This window comes from Arthrobacter woluwensis, from assembly GCF_030816155.1.
GTDB classification, from domain to species: Bacteria; Actinomycetota; Actinomycetes; order Actinomycetales; family Micrococcaceae; genus Arthrobacter_E; species Arthrobacter_E woluwensis_A.
On record NZ_JAUSXR010000001.1, the window covers coordinates 1098870 to 1120890 of the forward strand.

Genomic DNA, 22021 nt, shown 5'->3' on the forward strand with positions numbered 1-22021 from the left:
CCGCCCGGCCACTCAAGAGCGTCACGGGGTCAGATGATGTCCCGTCCGGAGCGACCGGGGGACATCATCTGACCCCGCATTCGTCAGGACGCCGCGGCCTCCCGGGCCAGCAGGCTCTCCTTGACCGGAAGACCCCAGCGGAAGCCGCCCAGGGAACCGTCGGTGCGGACGATCCGGTGGCACGGGACGAACAGCGCTGCCGCATTGAACGCGCACGCGCTGGCCGCAGCCCGCACGGCTTTGGGGTTCCCCGCGGCCAGGGCGTAGCCGGCATAGGTCAGGGGGCTGCCCGCCGCGACCTCCCGCAGCACGTCCCAGGCGTGTTCGCGGAACGGACCGGACTTCTGGTGCACCGGCACGGTCATCGGCGCGGTCAGGTCGCCGTCGTAATACGCCACCACGGCATCCGTCAGCGCGCCGAGAGTCTGAACGCGGCGCAGCTCCGCGGGCCGCAGGCTCAGGTGCACCTGGGGGAGCAGCTCGCCCAGATCGGCGGTCCAGCCCGACGCGAGGACTGCGCCGTCCTGGGCGATGACGGTGAAGGGGCCGTCGGGCGTGGTGAGGGTGGTGTAGTCAGCCATGATGCGGTGCTTTCCTCTCGGGGTTCGCGGGCGTTGACGTGGTGGTGGCGCGCGGCAGGGCCGCCAGGCGCCAGAGGTGCAGGGTGGCGTAGGAACGCCAGGGGGAGACGGCGGTGAACGTCGGGTCTCCGGCGTCTTCGCCGAGTGCGCGGATCCCGTTGCGCACGGCGGCGTCCCCCGACAGGAAGACGTCCGGGGCGCCGAGGATCCTCATGGAGAGGTACCCGACGGTCCAGGGCCCGATCCCCGCCTGTGGCAGCAGTGCCGCCGCGAGCGTCTCCGGGGTGTCGCCGAAGCCGAAATCCAGCTCCCCGGACGCCATGGCCGCGGCCGCCGCTTGCAGCGATGCCGTCCGGCGGGCCGGTCCCCGCAGCAGCTCCGGAACATGCTCGGCCAGCGACGACGGCGCCGGGAACAGCCGCGTGATCCGCGCCTCCGGGTGGGGGATCGCCTCAGCCGTGGCGGGCCCGGGCGCGGACGTCTCGAACGGCTCCCCGCAGACGGAGAGCCCCGCCAGGGCCGTCCGGGCCGCGGACACGGTGATCTGCTGACCGACCATGGCCCGCACGAGCATCTCCTGTGGGTCGAGGGCGCCCGGCAGCCGGAGCCCGGGGACCTCCGCCACGGATGCCGCCAGTCGAGGGTCCTCCGCAAGAGCCGCGTCGATGGCCTGGGGGTCCGCGTCGAGGTCGAAGAGCCTCCGGACCCGGGTGATGAGCCGGTGGAGGTCCTTCAGGTTCACGGAGTGGATCTGCAGTTCCAGATACCCCCGGCCGGTGGCCGACACCCGGAAATGCGCCACACCGTGCGGCAGGGCGAGGGCCCGCTCATACGTCGTCTCGTCCGCGATCTCCACCCCGGGGATCGCACGGACTGCCAGGAAACGGAACACCCCGGGGTCGAACGGTTCCCGGTACGGCAGGCGCAGGGTCAGGGTGCCGGCCGGGGCGTCGGCCGCGTCGCGGCGTCCGTTCGCGGTGGCCCGGAGCTGACCTGGCGTCTTGTCGAACACGGCGGAGATGGTCTCGTTGAACTGCCGGACGCTGTTGAAACCGGAGGCGAAGGCGACATCAGCCAGGCTCATCCCCGTGGACACGAGCAGCTGCCGGGCCGTCTGCGCACGGGCCGCGCGGGCCAGGGCCAGCGGGCCGGCGCCGAGTTCCTGGCTCAGGATGCGACCGAGCTGCCGCGTCGAATAGCCGAGCCGGCCGGCGAGGGCGGGGACGCCGCCGTCGTCCACCAGACCGTCATTGATCAGGCGCATGGCGCGCGCGGCGATATCGGAGCGGACGTTCCAGGCGGGGGTGCCCGGCACGGCCTCGGGAAGGCAGCGCTTGCAGGCGCGGTAACCGGATTCGTGCGCGGCGGCTGAGGTTTCGAAGAACTCGACGTTCTCCGGTTTGGGGGTGCGGGCCGGGCAGGAGGGACGGCAGTAGATGCCCGTGCTCTTGACGGCCGTGTAGAACTGCCCGTCGAAGCGGGCGTCCCTCGTGTCGATCGCCCGGTAGCGCTGCCAGAAGTCCATGGCTTCATTCTGGCAGTTTCCGGACATGTCCACTGGCGGTTTTCGGACACGACAGTGGAAGGGCAGCGTGCGGGCGGTGTGCGGCCCGTGTCAGAGGCGGATGCTAGCGTCGGGGCCATGACGGAGATGGCTGCAGCGGACCGCGAGGAGGACTTCCTGAGCCCCGGGGAGGTCCGCGAACTGCTGAGCGGGGATCCCGTGGAGCTGGCGCCCCGGTTGCTCGGCTCGGTGATCAGCCACACCACGCCGGAAGGCACGGTCGCGATCCGGCTGACCGAGCTGGAGGCGTACCGCGGTGAGCGGGACTCCGAGTTCCCCGATCCGGGCGCGCACAGTTTCCGCGGCAAGACGGCGCGGAACGCCGCCATGTTCGGCCCGCCCGCTCATCTCTACTGCTACTTCACCTACGGGATGCACTACTGCGCGAACCTGGTGTGCGGCCCGGACGGCCGGGCCTCAGGAATCCTCCTGCGGGCGGGCGTCGTCGTCGAGGGCGCCGCCCTCGCGTGGAGCCGCAGGCCCGCCGCCCGCAAGGAGAGCGAACTCGCCCGCGGCCCGGCCCGGCTGGCCACCTGCCTGGCCCTCACGACGGCGGACACTGGCGCGGACCTGCTCGCGCCGCCGCTGGACCTCAAGGTGCCACGCAGCGCGCTCGCGGACCGGATCGCGGATGCCCGGACGGTGCTCTCGGGTCCGCGGGTAGGGGTCTCCGGGGCAGGCGGCAGCCTGGAGTATCCGTGGCGGTTCTGGCTCGACGGCGAACCGAGCGTCTCCGTGTACCGCCCGGCGAAGCCGCGCTGACCGTCGCACCCCCGCGCTCCGCGCGCCGGTGCCTCGGCGGCACTGCCTCTGACGAACCGGCCCGCACGGTCCCTTGCCAGGTCAGCCGGCGAGCGTGCCGGGTGCCAGTCCCAGGACCCGTTCCGCCGTCCGCGCGCTGAGATCGGCCAGGCTGGCGTGCCAGTAGTCGCTCGTGTCATTGGCATAGGAACCCAGGCCGTCGACCACCACCAGGATCTCCAGCGTCGCTCCGAGGGGATCCGGGCACGAGAAGAGGTTCTGCTCCTTCCCCTCGGTGATGATCGTCAGGAGCCGGTCCCGCATGATCGCCTCCTGCTTCTGGACGGCATCCTGCAAGGACGGCCGGAAGCGGCTGGTGTGGCGGGCATTGAGCCAGAGGCGGCTGAGGGCCAGGTAATCGTCCCCGGCAGAGCGGCGGAAGAAGTCCCGGAGGCGTTCCAGCGGTGTGCCCGTGGCCGGCTCCGCCGGCAGAAGGGTCTCCAGCTCGGCGTGGGCGGCGCGGGCGAAGGCCTCGCTCACCATCTCCTCCGCGGACGGGAAGTAGTGACCGATGAGTCCGGGGCGCACTTGGAGGTCCTCTGCCACGCGCCGGACCGTGACGATTTCAAGTCCTTCGGCCAGCGCGATCCTGGCAGCTGCATCGAGGATCTCATCGCGTCGTTCCGCAGGGTTCTTCCGGATCCGCGGAGTGGGGGCTCTTGACACCATGACCTCCACACTATTAGATGGATCACAATTATTGGACAAGTGACCAATAGCACTCGTGCTAGCTGGAGACTGTGATCGCGAAGGATTTCCCATGGCTGTCATGCACAGCACTTCCGAGGTGGACGGCGCCACGCGCAGCGGCGAAGAAGCCTCTGCCGCCGCCCCCTGGGGCACCGGCGCCCCAGGCCCGGAGACCGCCGTCCGGCTCGAAGCCCACGGCATAGACCACATTCCGGAAGGGGAACGGCACGGCAAGGCCCGCAGCCTCTTCTCCGTCTGGGCCGCCCCGAACGTCAGCTACCTGAGTCTGGTGGTCGGCGCCGCCCTCGTCCTCATGGGCCTCAGCCTCGAGCAGGCGCTCTGGGTGATCGTGGTGGGCAACCTCTTCTGGGCTTTCACGGCCTTCATCTCGATCAGTGGGCCGTCGGCAGGCACCACCGGCTCCGTGATCTCGCGGGCCATGTACGGGATCCGGGGGAACAAGGTGGTCCTCGTGGTCACCGGCTGGCTCATCGCCGCCGCCTACCTGGCCCTGAACTGGTCCGCGGCATCCGTGGCCGGCATCGGCCTGGCGGGTCGGTTCGGCCTGGAAGCCTCACCGCTCGTCAATTCCGCGGTGATCGTCCTCATCGCCGCCGCCACCATCGCGCTGGCCGTCTATGGACACGGCGCCATTCTGCGTCTCTACGGGCCGCTCAGCATCCTGCTCACCCTGGTTTTCATCGTGGTCGGCGCCTTCATCCTGGGGCACGTGGACTGGTCCTACCAGCCGCCCGAGGCGCTGGAAGGTGCGTCCCTGTGGGCCGCTCTCGCGGGAGGGTTCGCCATCGTGGCGTCCGCTCCGCTCTCGTACAGCAACAGCCCCGACCTGGCCCGGTACCTGCCCAGCAGGACCCATCCCTCCGCCGTCGCCGGCTGGACCTTCCTGGGTGCTTTCCTGCCCAGCGTGGTGTTCACCGCGATGGGCGCCTTCGCGGCGACCTCCCTGGACATGGGTGACCCGGAGAAGGCGCTGGAAGGAATCATGCCGGGCTGGTTCGTGCCGGTCTTCGTGGTGGCGGTGGTTCTGAACACCGTCAGCAACAACGGACTGACCGCTTACAGTGCCGGCCTCACCCTTCAATCCATCGGCCTGCGGATCAGCCGCGTGTGGGCGGTGCTCGTGATCGGCGTCCTGGGCACGGCGATGACCCTGTACTCGATTCTGGTATTCGACTTCCTCACGAGTGTCAGCACCATGCTGGAACTCGTCACCATACTCACCGGGCCGGCCATGGCGGTGTTCGTGATGGACATCATCATGCGCCGCAACCACTACGACGGAAAGCAGCTCCTGGATCAGGACCGCGGCGGCCCCTTCTGGTACGACGCCGGATTCAACTGGGCCGGGATCTCCGCCATGGTGCTGGGCGGACTGGTGGCGGCGCTCTTCGTGGGAACCACCTTCTGGACGGGCCCCTGGGCGGCCGCCGTCGGAGGGCTCAGCCTGTCCATTCCGGCCGGAATGACGGTGGCCGCATTCGTGTACTGGCTGGTGGGACGCTCGCCGCGCGCCGGCCTCTTCCGTGGGAACCACGCATGACCGGCTGCGCTCCGCAGCCTGCGGACGCCGTGTACCGGGTGGCGGAGGTCGAGACCTTCGACGACGGCGCCACTACCCGCCCGCCCGTCACCGCGGCGGACCCGCTGGGCGCCTTCGTCGCGGTGCGGGACGGCCGGGTGGTCGCCGTCGGCGCCGATCCGGCCGCATGGATCGGAGAGGGGACCGAGGTCCATGAACTCCCGGGCGCCACCCTGATCCCCGGGCTGGTGGACCCTCATGCTCACCCGGTCTGGGGCGCCATCGAACAGGGGCAGGGGGTGGACCTGGCCCCTGCGGGGACACTGGCGGAGGTCCTGGAACTGCTCGCGGACCGGGTCCTGGAGAGCCCGGACGGAGCCTGGGTCACGGGCTACGGTCTGGATGTCAATGTCTTCCCCGCCGTGCCGGAAGGGCGGTTCCTGGGGGAGAGCTTCCCGGGCGTCCCGGTGTCCCTCATGACGGCAGATGCTCACAGCCTGGTGATCAGCCCGGCGGCGGTGGCGCTCGCGGGCCTCACCGGCGCCGAGGTGTTCGATGACAAATCATCCGTGGAACTGGCCGCGGACGGCACCCCGAGCGGCTACATCCTCGAACTGCAGGCCATGGATCTCGTCTTCGCGCACTACCCGGAGGCGCCCCTCGAGGAGTCCGCCGGATACGTGCTGGCGCAGCTGGAGGCGTTCGCTTCGTGGGGTCTGACGGGCGTCCATGCCCTGGACTTCGCAGAACCGGGGGAGGAGGTCTACCGCTGGATCGAGGAACACGGGGAACTGCCGGTGCGCGTGCGCTGCTCACCGCTGGTCCCGGCGGATTCCACTCCGGAGGTGTGGGCGGACACGGCGGCACTCATCGGGCGTCATGGCCGCCGCTGGAGCGTGGAGGGCGTGAAATTCATGCTGGACGGCACGGCGGACAACGGGACCGCGTGGTTCGAGCACGCGGACAGCCATGGCGAGAATCAGGATGCCCTCTGGCGCGATCCGGAGGCCTATGCGGCCGCCGTCGCCTTCTTCACCGCCCACGGCATTCCCACGGCCACCCACGCGATCGGCGACCGTGCGGTGCGGCACGCCCTGGATGCCATTCAGGCTGCGGGGACGGCTGCGGGCGGTCCGCACCGGATCGAACACGTGGAGTCGATCCCCGATGCTCTGCTGCCGAGGTTCGGGGAACTGGGGGTGGTGGCGAGTCTGCAGCCGAGCCATGGCGCGCGGATGACCGCCGCGGACGGCAGTGACAACTGGTCCCGGCGGATCGGGAGTGAACGCGCTGCCCACGGCTGGCGCACCCGGGATCTGCTGGAGGCCGGAGCCGCCGTCGCGCTCGGCTCGGATTGGCCGATCGGGCCGGGTGATCCGCGTGTCGGGCTCGCCGACGCCCAGCTCCGGCGTCCGGTCGAAGACGCGAGCATCAGGCCGGTGCAGGAGCGCCAGGCCGTCGATGTCCGTCAGGCATATCGGGGCATGACCTCGGTCGCCGCGCTTGCCGGCGGCCGAGGGGACTCCGCCGGGAGGGTGGAGCCGGGCCGTGTGGCTGACTTCACGCTCCTCGGCGCCAACCCGGTGAGCCTGACCCCTGAAGAGCAGGCGGCGAATCCGGTCCTCGGCACGGTGATCGGGGGAAATAGGGTGTTCCGCGCGGTCCAGGCGGTCCCGGCCGGCGCCTGAGGAACCGGTCGGAGGGGCGGGCGTGGGAGTTCCTGCGCACGTCTCCTGCGGCCTGCCCGTACTACCCTGGAGGGCGTGCCTGAAACAGCCCATGAATCCGCCATCGCCCTTCTCGACCGGCTCTGCGCCGTCATCCCGGATTATCCGGAACCCGGCATCGTCTTCCGTGACCTGACGCCGGTCTTCGCCGACGGCGAGGGGTTCCGCACCGTGGTGGACGCCCTGGTGGAGCCGTACGCGGGCCGTTTCGACGTCGTGGCAGGCGTGGAGGCGCGCGGCTTCCTGCTCGCCGCGGCCGCCGCTTACGCCTCCGGCAAGGGTGTCGTCGCCGTGCGCAAGGCCGGCAAGCTCCCGCGCGAAACCTATGCGCAGGAGTACGCCCTCGAGTACGGCACGGCCACGCTGGAGATCCACCGGGACGACCTCGCCCCCGGCACCCGCGTCCTCCTGCTCGACGACGTCCTCGCCACCGGCGGGACGCTCGCCGCCGCGCATGAACTCTTCTCCCGCGCCGGCGTGGAGGTCACGGGGATCGGCGTCGTCATGGAGCTTGACGGCCTCCCGGGCCGGGAGCGCCTGGCCGCGGCCGGCATCGACTTGGACCTTGTGCACGCCCTCCAGAAGGTCTGACCCGGATGCACGGGCCGAGCAGCCTCTGAGGGCTCCCTCAGAGGCTGCTCCGCCGGGCGCGCCGAGTCCCGCCCGGCGCCCTCTGGCAGTCGCCTCCGCCGGTCAGCCCGGCACCCTCTGGCAGCCGCCTCCGCCGGTCCGCCGGGACGTTCCCTTCCGTTCACCCGAATGGCTGTAGAATGGACGGTCCGTTATCGACAATGGCGGGGAACCTTGGCGAAGAGGAGTTGCTTGATGCTCGAGGCTGAGCTGGCGCGTGAACGGGACTATGTCCACGGCCTGTACCACCGGCTGGATGAACTCCGCGAAGAGAAGCGCGGGCAGCTCGCCCGTGTGCGCCGGGGTGGACCCGTGGGGAGCATGCAGAACGTGTCCGAGCGGGACGCGTTCGCCGCGCTGTATGAGGACCGGCTGGCCCAGCTGGACGCGGTCGAGGACCGGCTCGTGTTCGGGCGCCTGGACCTCGACGGCGGTGAGGCCCAGTACATCGGCCGCATCGGCCTGTCCACGGAAGACCTGCAGCGGCTCATGGTCGACTGGCGTGCCCCCGAGGCCGGCCATTTCTACCAGGCCACGGCGTTTGACCGGCAGGGGGTGCGCCGTCGTCGTCATCTGATCCTGTCCGGCCGCGACCTCAAGGCCATGGAGGACGACGTTCTCGACCCCGGCATGCTGGGGGAGCAGACCGGTCATCAGGGGGAGGGCGCCTTGCTCGCCGCCCTGAACTCGAAGCGCACCGGACAGATGTCCGACATCGTCAGCACCATTCAGGCCGAGCAGGACCGCATCATCCGCAGCTCCATGTCCGGGGCACTCGTGGTCCAGGGCGGTCCTGGCACCGGCAAGACCGCCGTGGCCCTGCACCGCGCCGCGTACCTGCTGTACACGCACCGTGAGCGGCTGAAGTCCGCGGGTGTGCTGCTGGTCGGCCCCAGCACGTCCTTCATGAAGTACATCGAGCGCGTGCTGCCGTCCCTGGGTGAGACCGGCGTGGTCATGGCCAGCCTCGGCAAGCTCATGCCGGGCATCGACGCCGTCCCGGAAGCCGATCCGCAGGTGGCGGCCCTCAAGGGACGCCTGGCCATGGCGATCGTCGTGGCCAACGCCGTGGCGCAGCGCCAGCGCACCTTCCGCTCGCCGCGGACGCTCGAGGTCGAGGGCTACCGCCTGACCCTGAGCCCCAAGCAGGTCTCCCGTGCCCGGGAGAAGGCCCGCCAGTCCGGCAAGCCGCACAACGAGGCGCGCGGGACGTTCGTCAAGATCCTGCTGCGCGAGCTCACGGAGCAGCTCACCGAGAAGGTCCTGGCCGCCAACCCGGGCAACAGCGCGGACCGCTCGTACCTGGCGGAGGACGTCCGGTCCTCCGCCGACGTCCGGGTGGCGCTGAACCTCGCCTGGATGCCGATGACGCCGGAGAAGCTCCTGTCCGAGCTCTTCTCCCGTCCGGAGATCCTGAAGGCCTGCACTCCGGGGTTCACCGAGGCGGAGCGCACACTCCTGCTCCGCCCGGCGGACGCGCCGTGGACGGAGGCGGACGTGCCGCTCCTGGATGAGGCCGCCGAACTCCTGGGCGACTACGACGTCCACGCCGGCCGCAACGCCGCCCTCGCGGAGCAGGAACGCCAGCGCGACGTGGAGAACGCCAAGGCGACCCTGCGGAACATGGAGCACATGGGCATCGACCCGCTGTTCACCGCCGAGGAGCTCGCGGAGCGGAACGCCGAGCAGCACCACCGGCTGAGCGCCGCGGACCGTGCGCGTGGAGACCGCAACTGGGCCTACGGCCATGTGGTGGTGGACGAGGCGCAGGAGCTCTCGCACATGCAGTGGCGCCTGCTGGCCCGTCGGTGCCCGCTCAAGTCGTTCACGATCGTGGGTGACATCGCCCAGACCAGCTCCGCTGCGGGCGCACTGTCCTGGGCCTCGGCGCTGACCCCCGAGTTCGGTGATCACTGGCGCCTCGAGGAACTCACGGTCAACTACCGCACCCCGTCGCAGATCGCCGAGGCCGCGGTCCGGATGGCGAACGCCGCCGGTCAGATCGTCTCCGCCCCGAAGGCGGTCCGCGAGGGCCGCTGGGCGCCGCAGATCGACCGGGTGTCCGCGTCCGACGTCGTGCCCCTATCTGGTGCGCGCCGTCCCCGAAGAGCTCGAGATGCTCGACGGCGGCCTGCTCGCCGTCATCAGCGGCCCCCGCCACCGCGCCGCGGCCGAGGCGGCCCTGCGCGCCGAGTACGGGAGCCGCGTCGGCACGGGGTCGGGCAGCTACGACCAGGACATCGTGGTGATCAGTCCGCAGGAGGCGAAGGGCCTCGAGTTCGACGGTGTCATCATCCTCGAACCCCAGGAACTCCTGGACGAGGCGGACGGGCGCGTGGGCGATCTGTACGTCGCCATGACCCGCCCCACGCAGCGCCTCCGCCTGATCGCCTCCGGGCGGATCCCCGAGGGCATCGAGAAGGCCTGAACCCGTGGAGAATGCTAATTTGGAGGGGTGTCACAGCTGAGCGAAACCATCGAGGGCTCCGCCCTCGCCAAGCAGAAGAACGATTCCGCCTTTGCCAACGTCTGGCAGGAGCTGAAGTGGCGTGGCCTGGTCCACGTGTCCACGGATGAGGCGGAACTGGAGAAACTCCTCGCCGGCGAGCCTGTGACCTACTATTGCGGCTTCGATCCCACGGCGCCGTCCCTGCACCTCGGCAACCTGGTGCAGCTCCTGGTGATGCGCCGTCTCCAGCTGGCCGGCCACAAGCCGCTGGCGCTGGTGGGCGGTTCCACGGGGCTGATCGGTGATCCGCGCCAGACGGCCGAGCGGGTGCTCAACACCCGGGAGACCGTGGCCGAGTGGGTGGAGAAGCTCCAGGCGCAGGTCTCGCGCTTCCTCTCGTTCGAGGGGGAGAGCTCCGCGCGCTTGGTGAACAATCTGGACTGGACCGCGCCGCTGTCCGCGATCGACTTCCTGCGCGAGGTGGGCAAGCACTTCCGTGTGGGCACGATGATCAAGAAGGACATCGTCGCGAGCCGTCTGAACTCCGACGAGGGCATCAGCTACACCGAGTTCAGCTACCAGATCCTCCAGGGCATGGACTACCTCGAACTGAACCGCGCTTACGGCTGCGTCTTGCAGACCGGCGGCAGCGACCAGTGGGGCAACCTGACCAGCGGCACCGAGCTGATCCGCAAGGTGGAGGGCCGCAGCGTGCATGCGCTGGGCACCCCGCTGATCACCAACTCGGACGGCACCAAGTTCGGCAAGAGCGAAGGCAACGCCATCTGGCTGGACGGCGACATGTGCTCGCCGTACACCTTCTACCAGTTCTGGCTGAACACGGCAGACGCTGATGTGGTGGACCGGCTGAAGGTGTTCACCTTCCTGAGCCGTGCGGAGATCGAGGAGCTGGCCGTGTCCGTGGCCGAGCGTCCGTTCGCCCGTGAGGCGCAGCGCCGTCTGGCGTGGGAGGTCACCGGTCTGGTGCATGGTGTCGAGGCGACCGAGAAGGTCATCGCGGCGTCCGCGGCCGTGTTCGGCAACGGCGATCTGTCGGTGCTGGACGAGGCCACGCTCCTGGCCGTGTCCGCGGAGCTCGCCTCCGCGACCGTGCCGGCCGACGGCCTCGCGGTGGTGGATCTCCTGCTCGCGACCGAGCTGGTGAAGTCCAAGTCCGATGCCCGCCGCACCATCACCGAGGGCGGCGCCTACGTCAACAACGTCAAGGTGACGGATGTGGACTTCGTGGTGCCGGCCGAGGAGCTGCTGCACGGCAAGTACCTGCTGCTGCGCCGCGGTAAGAAGAATCTCGCGAGCGTCACGGTCGCCTGACCTTCCGCCCTTTCCGCGGCGTACGACGACGGCCCGCCCTCCCTGGGCGGCTCACCTTCACGGTGGGCCGGGGGAGTGGCGGGCCGTCGCCGTTTCCGGAGGGGTTCAGAACTCCACGCGATTGGCGAGCACCGGAAGGACTTCCCTGGCCCGGCGGACCACGTCAAGGTCGAGCTCGGCGAACAGCAGCTGCACGGCGCCGTCGGCGCGCGCCACATCCTGTCCGAACGGATTCACGACGCCGGAGTGCCCCACCCCGGTAGGGAGACCCTTCGGATTCTCCACGCCGACGGACGCGGGATCGCGCCTGGCCGCAGGCCAGCAGGTAGCTCGTGGTGTCGAGTGCGCGGGCGCGCGTGAGGAGTTCCCACTGTTCGACCTTCCCCGGGCCGGGTCCCCAGGAGGCGCAGACGATCTGCACGGTGGCGCCGGCCAGGGCGTTCGCGGTGAACAGGGCGGGAAAGCGGACGTCGTAGCAGGTGGACAGGCCGAACGTCACGCCGTCGAGTTCGAACGTCACGGCCACGTCGCCCGGCTCGACCGTGTCCGACTCCGCGAAGCCGAAGGCGTCGTAGAGGTGGATCTTCGTGTAGGAGGCGGAGACTTCAGGTCCCGCCACCAGCAAGGTGTTGCGGACCTTGGCCCGGGCATCGCCCGCGGGCTCGGCGCCCGGGGTGAACATGCCGGCGACGATGGTGATGCCGTATTCGTGGGCGATTCCTTCCACCTCGCGGGCCCAGGGACCGTCCAGTGGCTGGGCGATGTCGTGGAGTGGATTGCCGAACGCGCGCATCGTGGCTTCCGGGAACACGATCAGACGGGCTCCGGCCTCGGCCGCCCGAGCGGTGAACTCCCTGACCGATTCGAGATTGGCGGAGAGATCGGCGCCGCTGTGGATCTGGGCGAGAGCGATGAGCATGCGTACTCCTGGTCCGAGGGAGGGGCCGGCGTCTTCCGGCACTGACCACTCCAGCATCTGCCGCGAGGAACGCCGAGTCCAGTCCTTCCGTGACCGTACTGAGCGTTCTAGCGCGCCCTAGCGCGTTGACGCGGCACTGATGTGGCCGGGTTCACAGAATCGTCTGCCGGGAACGATGACCCGATCCGGGGCCCGCGAACCCACGAAACCCCCGGGATTCCGCGGAAGTTCCGGGCGTGGAGGCACCCCTGGGTGCTGAATTTGCGCGGACGCCGGAAGGTGCGTATAGTTGATCCAGTCGCCGCGACGGAGACGGAAAGGGTCCTGAAGGATCCGGAACCGCCCGAAGGCGGCAAACAACCTTCCTCATCGTCCTGGAACCTTCGTGTCCGGGATAGACGGTTGGATGTCTGTTGTTTGAGAACTCAATAGTGTGTCATGTTTTTTTGATACCAATGTTTTTTTGGTAATCACTGATTCGCCGCCCCTGTGGTGGATTGGTGTTTGCTGGGTTTTGAATTTCTTTTTGGAGAGTTTGATCCTGGCTCAGGATGAACGCTGGCGGCGTGCTTAACACATGCAAGTCGAACGATGATGCCCAGCTTGCTGGGTGGATTAGTGGCGAACGGGTGAGTAACACGTGAGTAACCTGCCCTTGACTCTGGGATAAGCCTGGGAAACTGGGTCTAATACCGGATACGACCATTGCCCGCATGGGTTGGTGGTGGAAAGCTTTTGTGGTTTTGGATGGACTCGCGGCCTATCAGCTTGTTGGTGAGGTAATGGCTCACCAAGGCGACGACGGGTAGCCGGCCTGAGAGGGTGACCGGCCACACTGGGACTGAGACACGGCCCAGACTCCTACGGGAGGCAGCAGTGGGGAATATTGCACAATGGGCGAAAGCCTGATGCAGCGACGCCGCGTGAGGGATGACGGCCTTCGGGTTGTAAACCTCTTTCAGTAGGGAAGAAGCGAAAGTGACGGTACCTGCAGAAGAAGCGCCGGCTAACTACGTGCCAGCAGCCGCGGTAATACGTAGGGCGCAAGCGTTATCCGGAATTATTGGGCGTAAAGAGCTCGTAGGCGGTTTGTCGCGTCTGCTGTGAAAGGCCAGGGCTCAACCCTGGTTCTGCAGTGGGTACGGGCAGACTTGAGTGATGTAGGGGAGACTGGAATTCCTGGTGTAGCGGTGAAATGCGCAGATATCAGGAGGAACACCGATGGCGAAGGCAGGTCTCTGGGCATTAACTGACGCTGAGGAGCGAAAGCATGGGGAGCGAACAGGATTAGATACCCTGGTAGTCCATGCCGTAAACGTTGGGCACTAGGTGTGGGGGACATTCCACGTTTTCCGCGCCGTAGCTAACGCATTAAGTGCCCCGCCTGGGGAGTACGGCCGCAAGGCTAAAACTCAAAGGAATTGACGGGGGCCCGCACAAGCGGCGGAGCATGCGGATTAATTCGATGCAACGCGAAGAACCTTACCAAGGCTTGACATGGACCGGATCGCATCAGAGATGGTGTTTCCCTTCGGGGCTGGTTCACAGGTGGTGCATGGTTGTCGTCAGCTCGTGTCGTGAGATGTTGGGTTAAGTCCCGCAACGAGCGCAACCCTCGTTCCATGTTGCCAGCGCGTAATGGCGGGGACTCATGGGAGACTGCCGGGGTCAACTCGGAGGAAGGTGGGGACGACGTCAAATCATCATGCCCCTTATGTCTTGGGCTTCACGCATGCTACAATGGCCGGTACAAAGGGTTGCGATACTGTGAGGTGGAGCTAATCCCAAAAAGCCGGTCTCAGTTCGGATTGGGGTCTGCAACTCGACCCCATGAAGTTGGAGTCGCTAGTAATCGCAGATCAGCAACGCTGCGGTGAATACGTTCCCGGGCCTTGTACACACCGCCCGTCAAGTCACGAAAGTTGGTAACACCCGAAGCCGGTGGCCTAACCCCTTGTGGGAGGGAGCTGTCGAAGGTGGGACTGGCGATTGGGACTAAGTCGTAACAAGGTAGCCGTACCGGAAGGTGCGGCTGGATCACCTCCTTTCTAAGGAGCAAACGAGATCGCTGTCGTGGCCTGCATGGGTTGTGGTGGTGGTTGAGTGTAGAACCCGCCTGCCAGGGCGTTCGTTCCTGGGGTGTGGTGCTCATGGGTGGAATATCGAAAAGACACATCCTCGTGATGGTTGGTGGGTTCCTGTGAAACAAGGGGGCTTGCCGGCTGGGGGTGCGGTTCCTGCACGGGTGCTGTGATGCTGGTGGTGAGTACGCCGCTGTGATGCCTTTGGGTGTTGTGGTGGTTGGAAAGTTGTTGGTGTTGTGGTGGTGCTGGGGTTGTTGACACACTGTTGGGTCCTGAAGCAACAGGCCTGTCGCATGTCTCCTTGTGGGGTGTGTGGTGGTTGTTGTTTCGTTTGGTTGCCCTGCTTCTGGAAGGCGTGCCCGGTTGGGTGTGTTGGATGGGGGTGTGGGGTTGTTGTTTGAGAACTGCATAGTGGACGCGAGCATCTTATAAGGCGAGCGTCATGGCCTGGGTGATCCCCTTTGGGGGGTTGTGTGGGTTGTGGTGTTTGTCTTGGTTTTTGTGTGGCCAAGTTTTTAAGGGCGCACGGTGAATGCCTTGGCATTAGGAGCCGATGAAGGACGTGGGAATCTGCGAAAAGCCTGGGGGAGTTGATAACCGAACTTTGATCCCAGGATGTCCGAATGGGGAAACCCGGCTGCCTGTTATGGGTAGTCACCCGCAGCTGAACGCATAGGCTGTGTGGAGGGAACGCGGGGAAGTGAAACATCTCAGTACCCGCAGGAAGAGAAAACAACATGTGATTCCGTGAGTAGTGGCGAGCGAAAGCGGATCAGGCTAAACCGGTCCATGTGTGATAGCCAGTGGGCGTTGCATGGTCGGGGTTGTGGGGTTGTTCCGTACCAGGGTCACTGACCTGGTCGGGTGTGAATGTGCTGACGTAGATGAACGGCTTGGGATGGTCGACCATAGAGGGTGAGAGTCCCGTAATTGTCGCGTTGATGCACCGCTCGAGGGATGATACCCGAGTAGCACGGGGCCCGAGAAATCCCGTGTGAATCTGTCAGGACCACCTGATAAGCCTAAATACTACCTAATGACCGATAGCGGACCAGTACCGTGAGGGAAAGGTGAAAAGTACCCCGGGAGGGGAGTGAAATAGTACCTGAAACCGTGTGCCTACAATCCGTCAGAGCAGGCTTGTACCTGTGATGGCGTGCCTTTTGAAGAATGAGCCTGCGAGTTAGTGTTACGTCGCGAGGTTAACCCGTGTGGGGAAGCCGTAGCGAAAGCGAGTCTGAATAGGGCGTTTGAGTGGCGTGATCTAGACCCGAAGCGAAGTGATCTACCCATGGCCAGGTTGAAGCGACGGTAAGACGTCGTGGAGGACCGAACCCACTTCAGTTGAAAATGGAGGGGATGAGCTGTGGGTAGGGGTGAAAGGCCAATCAAACTTCGTGATAGCTGGTTCTCCCCGAAATGCATTTAGGTGCAGCGTTGCGTGTTTCTTGCCGGAGGTAGAGCTACTGGATGGCCGATGGGCCCTACAAGGTTACTGACGTCAGCCAAACTCCGAATGCCGGTAAGTGAGAGCGCAGCAGTGAGACCGTGGGGGATAAGCTTCATGGTCGAGAGGGAAACAGCCCAGACCACCGACTAAGGCCCCTAAGCGTGTGCTAAGTGGGAAAGGATGTGGAGTTGCTTAGACAACCAGGAGGTTGGCTTAGAAGCAGCCACCCTTGAAAGAGTGCGTAATAGCTCACTGGTCAAGTGATTCCGCGCCGACAATGTAGCGGGGCTCAAGTACACCGCCGAAGTCGTGGATTTCAGATAGTAGACAAGCCTTCGTGGTTCAGTCGTCTGGAGTGGTAGGGGAGCGTCGTGTGGACGGTGAAGCCGCGGTGTAAACCAGTGGTGGAGACCACACGAGTGAGAATGCAGGCATGAGTAGCGAAAGACGGGTGAGAAACCCGTCCGCCGGATGATCAAGGGTTCCAGGGTCAAGCTAATCTGCCCTGGGTGAGTCGGGACCTAAGGCGAGGCCGACAGGCGTAGTCGATGGACAACGGGTTGATATTCCCGTACCGGCGAAGAACCGCCCATACTGAGCCCGGGATACTAACCACCCAATCCACCTCCAGGAGCCTTCGGGCAAGTGGTGTGTGGTGAGGCTGGGAACTGATCGGGGGAGGTAAGCGTATTAACAGGTGTGACGCAGGAAGGTAGCTGAGCCGGGCGATGGTAGTCCCGGTCTAAGCAGGTAGGCCGTTCCCTAGGCAAATCCGGGGAACATTAAGGCTGAGACGTGATGGGACCCCACCTTGTGGGGGATTCAGTGATCCTATGCTGCCGAGAAAAGCATCGACGCGAGGTTCCAGCCGCCCGTACCCTAAACCGACACAGGTGATCAGGTAGAGAATACTAAGGCGATCGAGAGAATCATGGTTAAGGAACTCGGCAAAATGCCCCCGTAACTTCGGGAGAAGGGGGGCCCGGACTGTGAAGAGGACTTGCTCCTCGGAGCGGATAAGGGCCGCAGAGACCAGGGGGAAGCGACTGTTTACTAAAAACACAGGTCCGTGCGAAGTCGCAAGACGATGTATACGGACTGACTCCTGCCCGGTGCTGGAAGGTTAAGAGGACCGGTCAACACTTCGGTGTGAAGCCGGGAATTTAAGCCCCAGTAAACGGCGGTGGTAACTATAACCATCCTAAGGTAGCGAAATTCCTTGTCGGGTAAGTTCCGACCTGCACGAATGGAGTAACGACTTCCCTACTGTCTCAACCATGAACTCGGCGAAATTGCACTACGAGTAAAGATGCTCGTTACGCGCAGCAGGACGGAAAGACCCCGAGACCTTTACTATAGTTTGGTATTGGTGTTCGGAGTGGCTTGTGTAGGATAGGTGGGAGACTGTGAAGCGGACACGCCAGTGTTCGTGGAGTCATCGTTGAAATACCACTCTGGTCACTTTGGACATCTAACTTCGGCCCATAATCTGGGTCAGGGACAGTGCCTGATGGGTAGTTTAACTGGGGCGGTTGCCTCCTAAAAAGTAACGGAGGCGCCCAAAGGTTCCCTCAGCCTGGTTGGCAATCAGGTGTCGAGTGTAAGTGCACAAGGGAGCTTGACTGTGAGAGAGACATCTCGAGCAGGGACGAAAGTCGGGACTAGTGATCCGGCGGTACATTGTGGAATGGCCGTCGCTCAACGGATAAAAGGTACCTCGGGGATAACAGGCTGATCTTGCCCAAGAGTCCATATCGACGGCATGGTTTGGCACCTCGATGTCGGCTCGTCGCATCCTGGGGCTGGAGTAGGTCCCAAGGGTTGGGCTGTTCGCCCATTAAAGCGGTACGCGAGCTGGGTTTAGAACGTCGTGAGACAGTTCGGTCCCTATCCGCTGCGCGCGCAGGAAATTTGAGAAGGGCTGTCCTTAGTACGAGAGGACCGGGACGGACGAACCTCTGGTGTGTCAGTTGTACTGCCAAGTGCACCGCTGATTGGCTACGTTCGGATGGGATAACCGCTGAAAGCATCTAAGCGGGAAGCCCGCTTCAAGATAAGATTTCCATGACCCTTCGGGGTCGAGAGGCTCCCAGCAGACCACTGGGTTGATAGGCCGGACGTGGAAGCAGGGACTAACGACCTGTGAAGCTGACCGGTACTAATAAGCCGACAACCTGACCACACACCACACCCCACCCGGGTGTGGATCAAAAAAACTGTGCTACGCGTCCACCATGCGGTCCCCAAACAACAAACCCACCAGGTTTGACACGAGGGAACCACCACAACTAAATAAGCAACACCACCACCCCGCCACAACTGGGGAACCAATGGATCGGTGTTGCGTGTCACGGAAACGATCCAGTGACCCTTACAAACCAACCCCCACCCACGGGCGGGGTGTTTGAAAGAGTTACGGCGGTCATAGCGTGGGGGAAACGCCCGGTCCCATTCCGAACCCGGAAGCTAAGACCCACAGCGCCGATGGTACTGCACTCGCGAGGGTGTGGGAGAGTAGGACACCGCCGGACACAACCACACAGGAACGGCCCCGAGCAACGACGCTCGGGGCCGCTCGTCATTTAACCACCAACACCAACACCAACCACCACAGGGGGCTACCCCCGATTAACCACCACCAACAGCCCCACACACTGGGGGCTGTCCCCGATTAACCACCACCAACAGCCCCCACACACAGGGGCTGTTCGTGTTTGAGGGCACCCGCACAACTCCATCGGAAGTCTCAGCCCTCTAGACCAGAAAACGGATCCACCCCGACCGAGGCGGGGGACTGGGCCTTTGATCAGCAGTGCTGGGTGACCGGCGTAGGGGATCTTGCTTGTTGCTCTGGCTCTGACAGGCCTCAGACGCGCCGAAACATCACATGCAGGCCGACCAGGCCGTCGACAGGGTGATCGAAGGCCTCCGGGACTGTTCCGATGATCTCGAACCCGAGAGACTGCCACAGATGCACGGCCGGCCGGTTGGCGGCGACGACCGCATTGAACTGGATGCCGTGGTAGCCCTCGGCACGGGCCCACTCGATGACGTGTTCGCCGAGGCGCCGGCCTGTCCCACGATTGCGGTATCGGGGGTTGACCAGGAACGATGCGGTGGCGATGTGGCTGCCTCGACCGGGCCTGTTGGGGCCCATCTTGGCTGACCCGATGATGGTGCCGTCCTCAACGGCGACGACGGTCTGCCCAGGTTCGGTCTCCATCCACCAGGGACGCGCTTCGTCGAGCGTCTGTCCGGCGGGGAAGGCATACGTGAATCCCTCCGCCATGATGTCGCGATAGAACTCGTAAATCGCGGGCCAGTCCTCGTCGGTGGCTTTCCTGATGTCCATGGCGCCACACTAGCTGAAAGAGCCCTAGCCGAAAGAGCCCTAGCCGAAAGGGAAGGGGCACCGCCGTGAGGACGGCGGCGCCCCTGGCGCTGGCAGCGATTCCGTGCGGGGCGACTCCCTGATGCGGCTCAGGGGCGCGCTTGCCCACCTCGCAGGTAGACCGTGGTGGTGTGGGTGAAGAACTCGCGCGCGGCCTGCCCCTGCTCCTTCGGTCCGTACCCGCTCTTCTTGGCCCCTCCGAAGGGCACATGGGGGTCGGCACCGGCAGATTCGGAGTTCACATGCAGCACGCCGACGTCGAGGGTCTCCAATCCTTCCAGTGCGAGGGTGAGGTCCTGCGTGAACAGGGCCGCCGACAGGCCGAACTCCGAGTCATTGGCCAAGGCGAAGGCCTCCGCCGGGTCCGCTGCCCGTCGCACGGTGAGGACCGGTCCGAAGAGCTCCTCCCGCCATACGGGCGCCTCGCCGGTGATTTCCAGGACCGTGGGCGCCACGAAGTGCCCTGCGGTGGGCACCGGAGCTTCGGGTCCTCCCACCAGGAGGCGGGCACCGTCGGCGATCGCCTGCCGGACGGAGTGCTGGATGGAGTCGCGAGCCTGAGCGGTGATGACCGGGCCGAGGTCGACGTCGTCGTTCAGAGGATCGCCGAGGCGCAGCGCGCCGACACGGGCGGTGAGCCGCTCCAGGAAGGCGTCCGCGATGGATTCTTCGACGATGAGCCGGGAGGTGGCGGTGCATTTCTGGCCACTCGATCGGAAGGCGCCCAGCAGGACCTGTTCCAGTGCGAGGTCCAGATCGGCGTCCGCGAGGACGATCGCGGCGTTTTTGCCGCCCATCTCTGCCTGGACCGGGACACCACGCGCGGCGGCGCGTCCCGCCAGGGCTCGGCCCACCCCGGTCGAGCCGGTGAAGCTGAGGCCGTCCACCTCCGGGTGGTCGACCAGGACGTCGCCGAGCGCTCCGGATCCGAGGACCAGGTTGAGTACCCCGTCGGGAAGCCCCCGCCTGGTCGAGAGCCTCTGCCAGGCGCACGGCGAGCAAGGGCACGGTGCTGGCAGGCTTCCACACCACGGTGTTGCCATGAACCAGCGCGGGAGCGATCTTCCAGGCCGGAATCGCGATCGGGAAGTTGAAGGGCGTCACGATCGACACCACGCCCAGCGGCTTCCTGGTGACCAGGATCTGCTCGCCCGCCCTCGGGGAGTGGAAGACCGTGCCGGCCTCGCGCTCCGCTTCGGCCGCCTGATAGCGGAAGACCTGCGCGGCCCGGAGCGCCTCGCCTTTGCCCTCGGGGAAGGTCTTGCCCTCTTCGCGAGCCAGTTCCGCGCCCCACGCGTCGGCCTGACCTTCCAGGATGGTCGCCGCACGCACCAGGACGGCGCCGCGTTCGGCGACGGGGGTGCGTGCCCAGGCCGGGGCCGCCGAACGGGCTGCGGCGACGGCGTCGCGCACCTGATCTTCGGTGGCCTGACGACCGGAGGCGATCAGCTCGTCCGGGCGGCTCGGGTTCCTGCTCTCCAGAGGGGCCCCGAGGCCTTCGATCCAGGCGCCGTCGATGTACTGCCGCAGGTCGATGCTCATCTCAATCCTCCAGGTGTCGTCGCTGCTCAGCGGAAGGCCGGGACGCCGGTGATGTGGTTGCCGAGGACCAGGGTGTGGACCTCGTCCGTGCCTTCATAGGTGCGGACCGATTCCAGGTTGTTGGCGTGCCGCAGCGGCGAGTAGTCCAGGGTGATTCCGTTGCCGCCCAGGATGGTGCGGGCTTCGCGGCAGATCTTGATGGCCTCGCGGCAGTTGTTCAGCTTGCCCACGGAGATCTGGTGCGGCGCCAGTTTGCCGGCGTCCTTCAGGCGGCCCAGCTGAGTGGCCAGGAGAAGGCCCTTGTTGATCTCCAGTGCCATGTTGACCAGCTTCTCCTGTGTCAGCTGGTAGCCGGCCAGGGGGCGGTCGAACTGGAGGCGCTGCTGGGAGTACTCCAGCGCCGCGAGGTAGCTGTCCCGGGCGGCGCCCATCGCACCCCAGGCGATCCCGTAGCGGGCCTCGTTGAGGCACTCGAACGGGCCCCGCAGGCCCTTGGCGCCGGGCAGCAGTGCCGTGGCGGGGAGCCGGACCTCGTTCAGCTCCAGGTCGCACTGGACCGAGGCACGCATGGACAGCTTCGGCTGGATAGGGGTGGCGGTGAAACCCGGGGTGTCGGTGGGCACGATGAAGCCACGGACGCCGTCGTCGGTCATGGCCCAGATGATCGCGATCTGTGCGAGGGTGGCCAGGCCGATCCAGCGCTTGGAGCCGTTGATCACCCATTCCTCGCCTTCCTGGCGGGCGAAGGTCTTCATGCTCCCCGGGTCGGAGCCGGCGGTCGGCTCGGTCAGACCGAAACAGCCGATGATCTCGCCGGCTGCCATGCGAGGGAGGTACTCGTTCTTCTGCTCCTCGCTGCCGTGCTTGTGGATGGCGCTCATGGCGAGGGAGCCCTGGACGCTCACGAACGTGCGCAGACCCGAGTCTCCGGCTTCCAGTTCGAGCGCGGCGAGACCGTACTCGACCGCGGTCCGGCCCGGGCAGCCGTAGCCCTGCAGGTGCATGCCGAGCAGACCCAGCTCAGCCATCTCCGGGATGATCTCCGTGGGGAACACGGCATCCTCGTACCAGCGAGCGATGCCGGGACGGATGCGCCGATCCACGAACTCCCGGACGGTGTCCCGGAAGGCCAGCTCGGCGGGGGAGTAGAGGGAATCGATGTCGACGAGGTCGTAGATGCTCATGGTCTCTCCGTGGGGTGTGACGGCGGTCATGGCTCCACGGTACCGAGCGCTCACACGGCGTTCATTGGTCGGTTCGACTCGGCTACAGTGTCTTGTGGTTGAAACGACCAGACTCCGCCGAGGAGTCGTCACCCGGA

Annotated in this window: 11 protein-coding genes, 3 rRNA genes and 3 pseudogenes; 9 read left to right on the forward strand and 8 right to left on the reverse strand. The window is 65.8% G+C overall.

The window, feature by feature from the left end; translation table 11 throughout:
* Positions 1-83: 83 nt before the first annotated feature.
* Both QFZ52_RS04930 and QFZ52_RS04935 read right to left on the reverse strand, forming a co-directional pair.
* Positions 84-584: a methylated-DNA--[protein]-cysteine S-methyltransferase gene (locus QFZ52_RS04930; RefSeq protein ID WP_373425701.1), complete on the reverse strand. Its 501-nt coding sequence runs from the start codon at positions 582-584 to the stop codon at positions 84-86.
* Positions 574-2106, reverse strand: a complete 1533-nt coding sequence (locus QFZ52_RS04935) for a DNA-3-methyladenine glycosylase 2 family protein (protein WP_307496513.1) — start codon at positions 2104-2106, stop codon at positions 574-576. Before QFZ52_RS04935 ends, QFZ52_RS04930 begins: the two co-directional genes overlap by 11 nt.
* 117 nt (positions 2107-2223) lie before the next feature.
* Here QFZ52_RS04935 and QFZ52_RS04940 point away from each other — a divergent pair, with 117 nt between their 5' ends.
* Positions 2224-2907: a DNA-3-methyladenine glycosylase gene (locus QFZ52_RS04940; protein ID WP_307496514.1), complete on the forward strand. Its 684-nt coding sequence runs from the start codon at positions 2224-2226 to the stop codon at positions 2905-2907.
* An 81-nt stretch (positions 2908-2988) separates the two neighbouring features.
* On the opposite strand, the gene QFZ52_RS04945 is transcribed toward QFZ52_RS04940, so the two are convergent.
* Positions 2989-3615, reverse strand: a complete 627-nt coding sequence (locus QFZ52_RS04945; RefSeq protein WP_307496515.1) for a TetR/AcrR family transcriptional regulator — start codon at positions 3613-3615, stop codon at positions 2989-2991.
* Positions 3616-3706: 91 nt separating this feature from the next.
* On the opposite strand from QFZ52_RS04945, the gene QFZ52_RS04950 reads away from it, so the two are divergent.
* The 5 genes and pseudogenes from QFZ52_RS04950 (at position 3707) to tyrS (ending at position 11314) form a co-directional block, all read left to right on the forward strand.
* Complete coding sequence (locus tag QFZ52_RS04950) at positions 3707-5197, forward strand: purine-cytosine permease family protein (protein ID WP_307496516.1); 1491 nt, start codon at positions 3707-3709, stop codon at positions 5195-5197.
* Complete coding sequence (locus QFZ52_RS04955; RefSeq protein WP_307496517.1) at positions 5194-6864, forward strand: amidohydrolase; 1671 nt, start codon at positions 5194-5196, stop codon at positions 6862-6864. Before QFZ52_RS04950 ends, QFZ52_RS04955 begins: the two co-directional genes overlap by 4 nt.
* Before the next feature lie 75 nt (positions 6865-6939).
* Complete coding sequence (locus QFZ52_RS04960; protein WP_307496518.1) at positions 6940-7494, forward strand: adenine phosphoribosyltransferase; 555 nt, start codon at positions 6940-6942, stop codon at positions 7492-7494.
* 234 nt (positions 7495-7728) lie between these two features.
* A pseudogene (locus QFZ52_RS04965) lies at positions 7729-9961 on the forward strand (HelD family protein).
* A gap of 36 nt (positions 9962-9997) precedes the next feature.
* A complete protein-coding gene (gene tyrS / locus QFZ52_RS04970; RefSeq protein ID WP_307498664.1) occupies positions 9998-11314 on the forward strand; it encodes a tyrosine--tRNA ligase in 1317 nt (438 codons plus the stop codon).
* A gap of 105 nt (positions 11315-11419) precedes the next feature.
* Here the strand turns inward: tyrS and QFZ52_RS04975 are convergent.
* A pseudogene (locus QFZ52_RS04975) lies at positions 11420-12233 on the reverse strand (carbon-nitrogen hydrolase family protein).
* A gap of 523 nt (positions 12234-12756) precedes the next feature.
* Between QFZ52_RS04975 and QFZ52_RS04980 the strand changes: the two are divergent.
* The 3 genes from QFZ52_RS04980 (at position 12757) to rrf (ending at position 18298) form a co-directional block, all read left to right on the forward strand.
* A 16S ribosomal RNA gene (locus tag QFZ52_RS04980) occupies positions 12757-14281 on the forward strand.
* 541 nt (positions 14282-14822) lie between these two features.
* Positions 14823-17949, forward strand: a 23S ribosomal RNA gene (locus tag QFZ52_RS04985).
* Positions 17950-18181: 232 nt separating this feature from the next.
* A 5S ribosomal RNA gene (rrf, locus tag QFZ52_RS04990) occupies positions 18182-18298 on the forward strand.
* Together the 16S, 23S and 5S rRNA genes form the textbook arrangement of a ribosomal RNA operon.
* A 335-nt stretch (positions 18299-18633) precedes the next feature.
* Here the strand turns inward: rrf and QFZ52_RS04995 are convergent.
* The 4 genes and pseudogenes from QFZ52_RS04995 to QFZ52_RS05010 form a co-directional block, all read right to left on the reverse strand.
* On the reverse strand, positions 18634-19119 hold the full coding sequence (locus QFZ52_RS04995; protein WP_307496519.1) for a GNAT family N-acetyltransferase: 486 nt from the start codon (positions 19117-19119) through the stop codon (positions 18634-18636).
* Positions 19120-19247: 128 nt separating this feature from the next.
* Positions 19248-20201 (reverse strand): aldehyde dehydrogenase family protein, encoded by a 954-nt coding sequence (locus QFZ52_RS05000; protein ID WP_307496520.1) that lies wholly within the window; start codon positions 20199-20201, stop codon positions 19248-19250.
* Positions 20179-20700, reverse strand: a pseudogene (locus QFZ52_RS05005) (aldehyde dehydrogenase family protein); the annotation flags it as partial. The pseudogene QFZ52_RS05005 and the gene QFZ52_RS05000, both read right to left, overlap by 23 nt.
* Positions 20701-20726: 26 nt before the next feature.
* Positions 20727-21914, reverse strand: a complete 1188-nt coding sequence (locus QFZ52_RS05010; protein ID WP_307496521.1) for an acyl-CoA dehydrogenase family protein — start codon at positions 21912-21914, stop codon at positions 20727-20729.
* Positions 21915-22021 lie beyond the last annotated feature (107 nt).

What these genes read in the sequence shown, in the direction of transcription:
- QFZ52_RS04935 (WP_307496513.1), bottom strand. Translation starts at nt 2,106, where the DNA reads ATGGACTTCTGGCAGCGCTACCGGGCGATCGACACGAGGGACGCCCGC.
- QFZ52_RS04955 (WP_307496517.1), top strand. Translation starts at nt 5,194, where the DNA reads ATGACCGGCTGCGCTCCGCAGCCTGCGGACGCCGTGTACCGGGTGGCG.
- QFZ52_RS05000 (WP_307496520.1), bottom strand. Translation starts at nt 20,201, where the DNA reads ATGGCAACACCGTGGTGTGGAAGCCTGCCAGCACCGTGCCCTTGCTCG.
- QFZ52_RS04995 (WP_307496519.1), bottom strand. Translation starts at nt 19,119, where the DNA reads ATGGACATCAGGAAAGCCACCGACGAGGACTGGCCCGCGATTTACGAG.
- QFZ52_RS04945 (WP_307496515.1), bottom strand. Translation starts at nt 3,615, where the DNA reads ATGGTGTCAAGAGCCCCCACTCCGCGGATCCGGAAGAACCCTGCGGAA.
- QFZ52_RS04940 (WP_307496514.1), top strand. Translation starts at nt 2,224, where the DNA reads ATGACGGAGATGGCTGCAGCGGACCGCGAGGAGGACTTCCTGAGCCCC.
- QFZ52_RS04950 (WP_307496516.1), top strand. Translation starts at nt 3,707, where the DNA reads ATGGCTGTCATGCACAGCACTTCCGAGGTGGACGGCGCCACGCGCAGC.
- QFZ52_RS05010 (WP_307496521.1), bottom strand. Translation starts at nt 21,914, where the DNA reads ATGACCGCCGTCACACCCCACGGAGAGACCATGAGCATCTACGACCTC.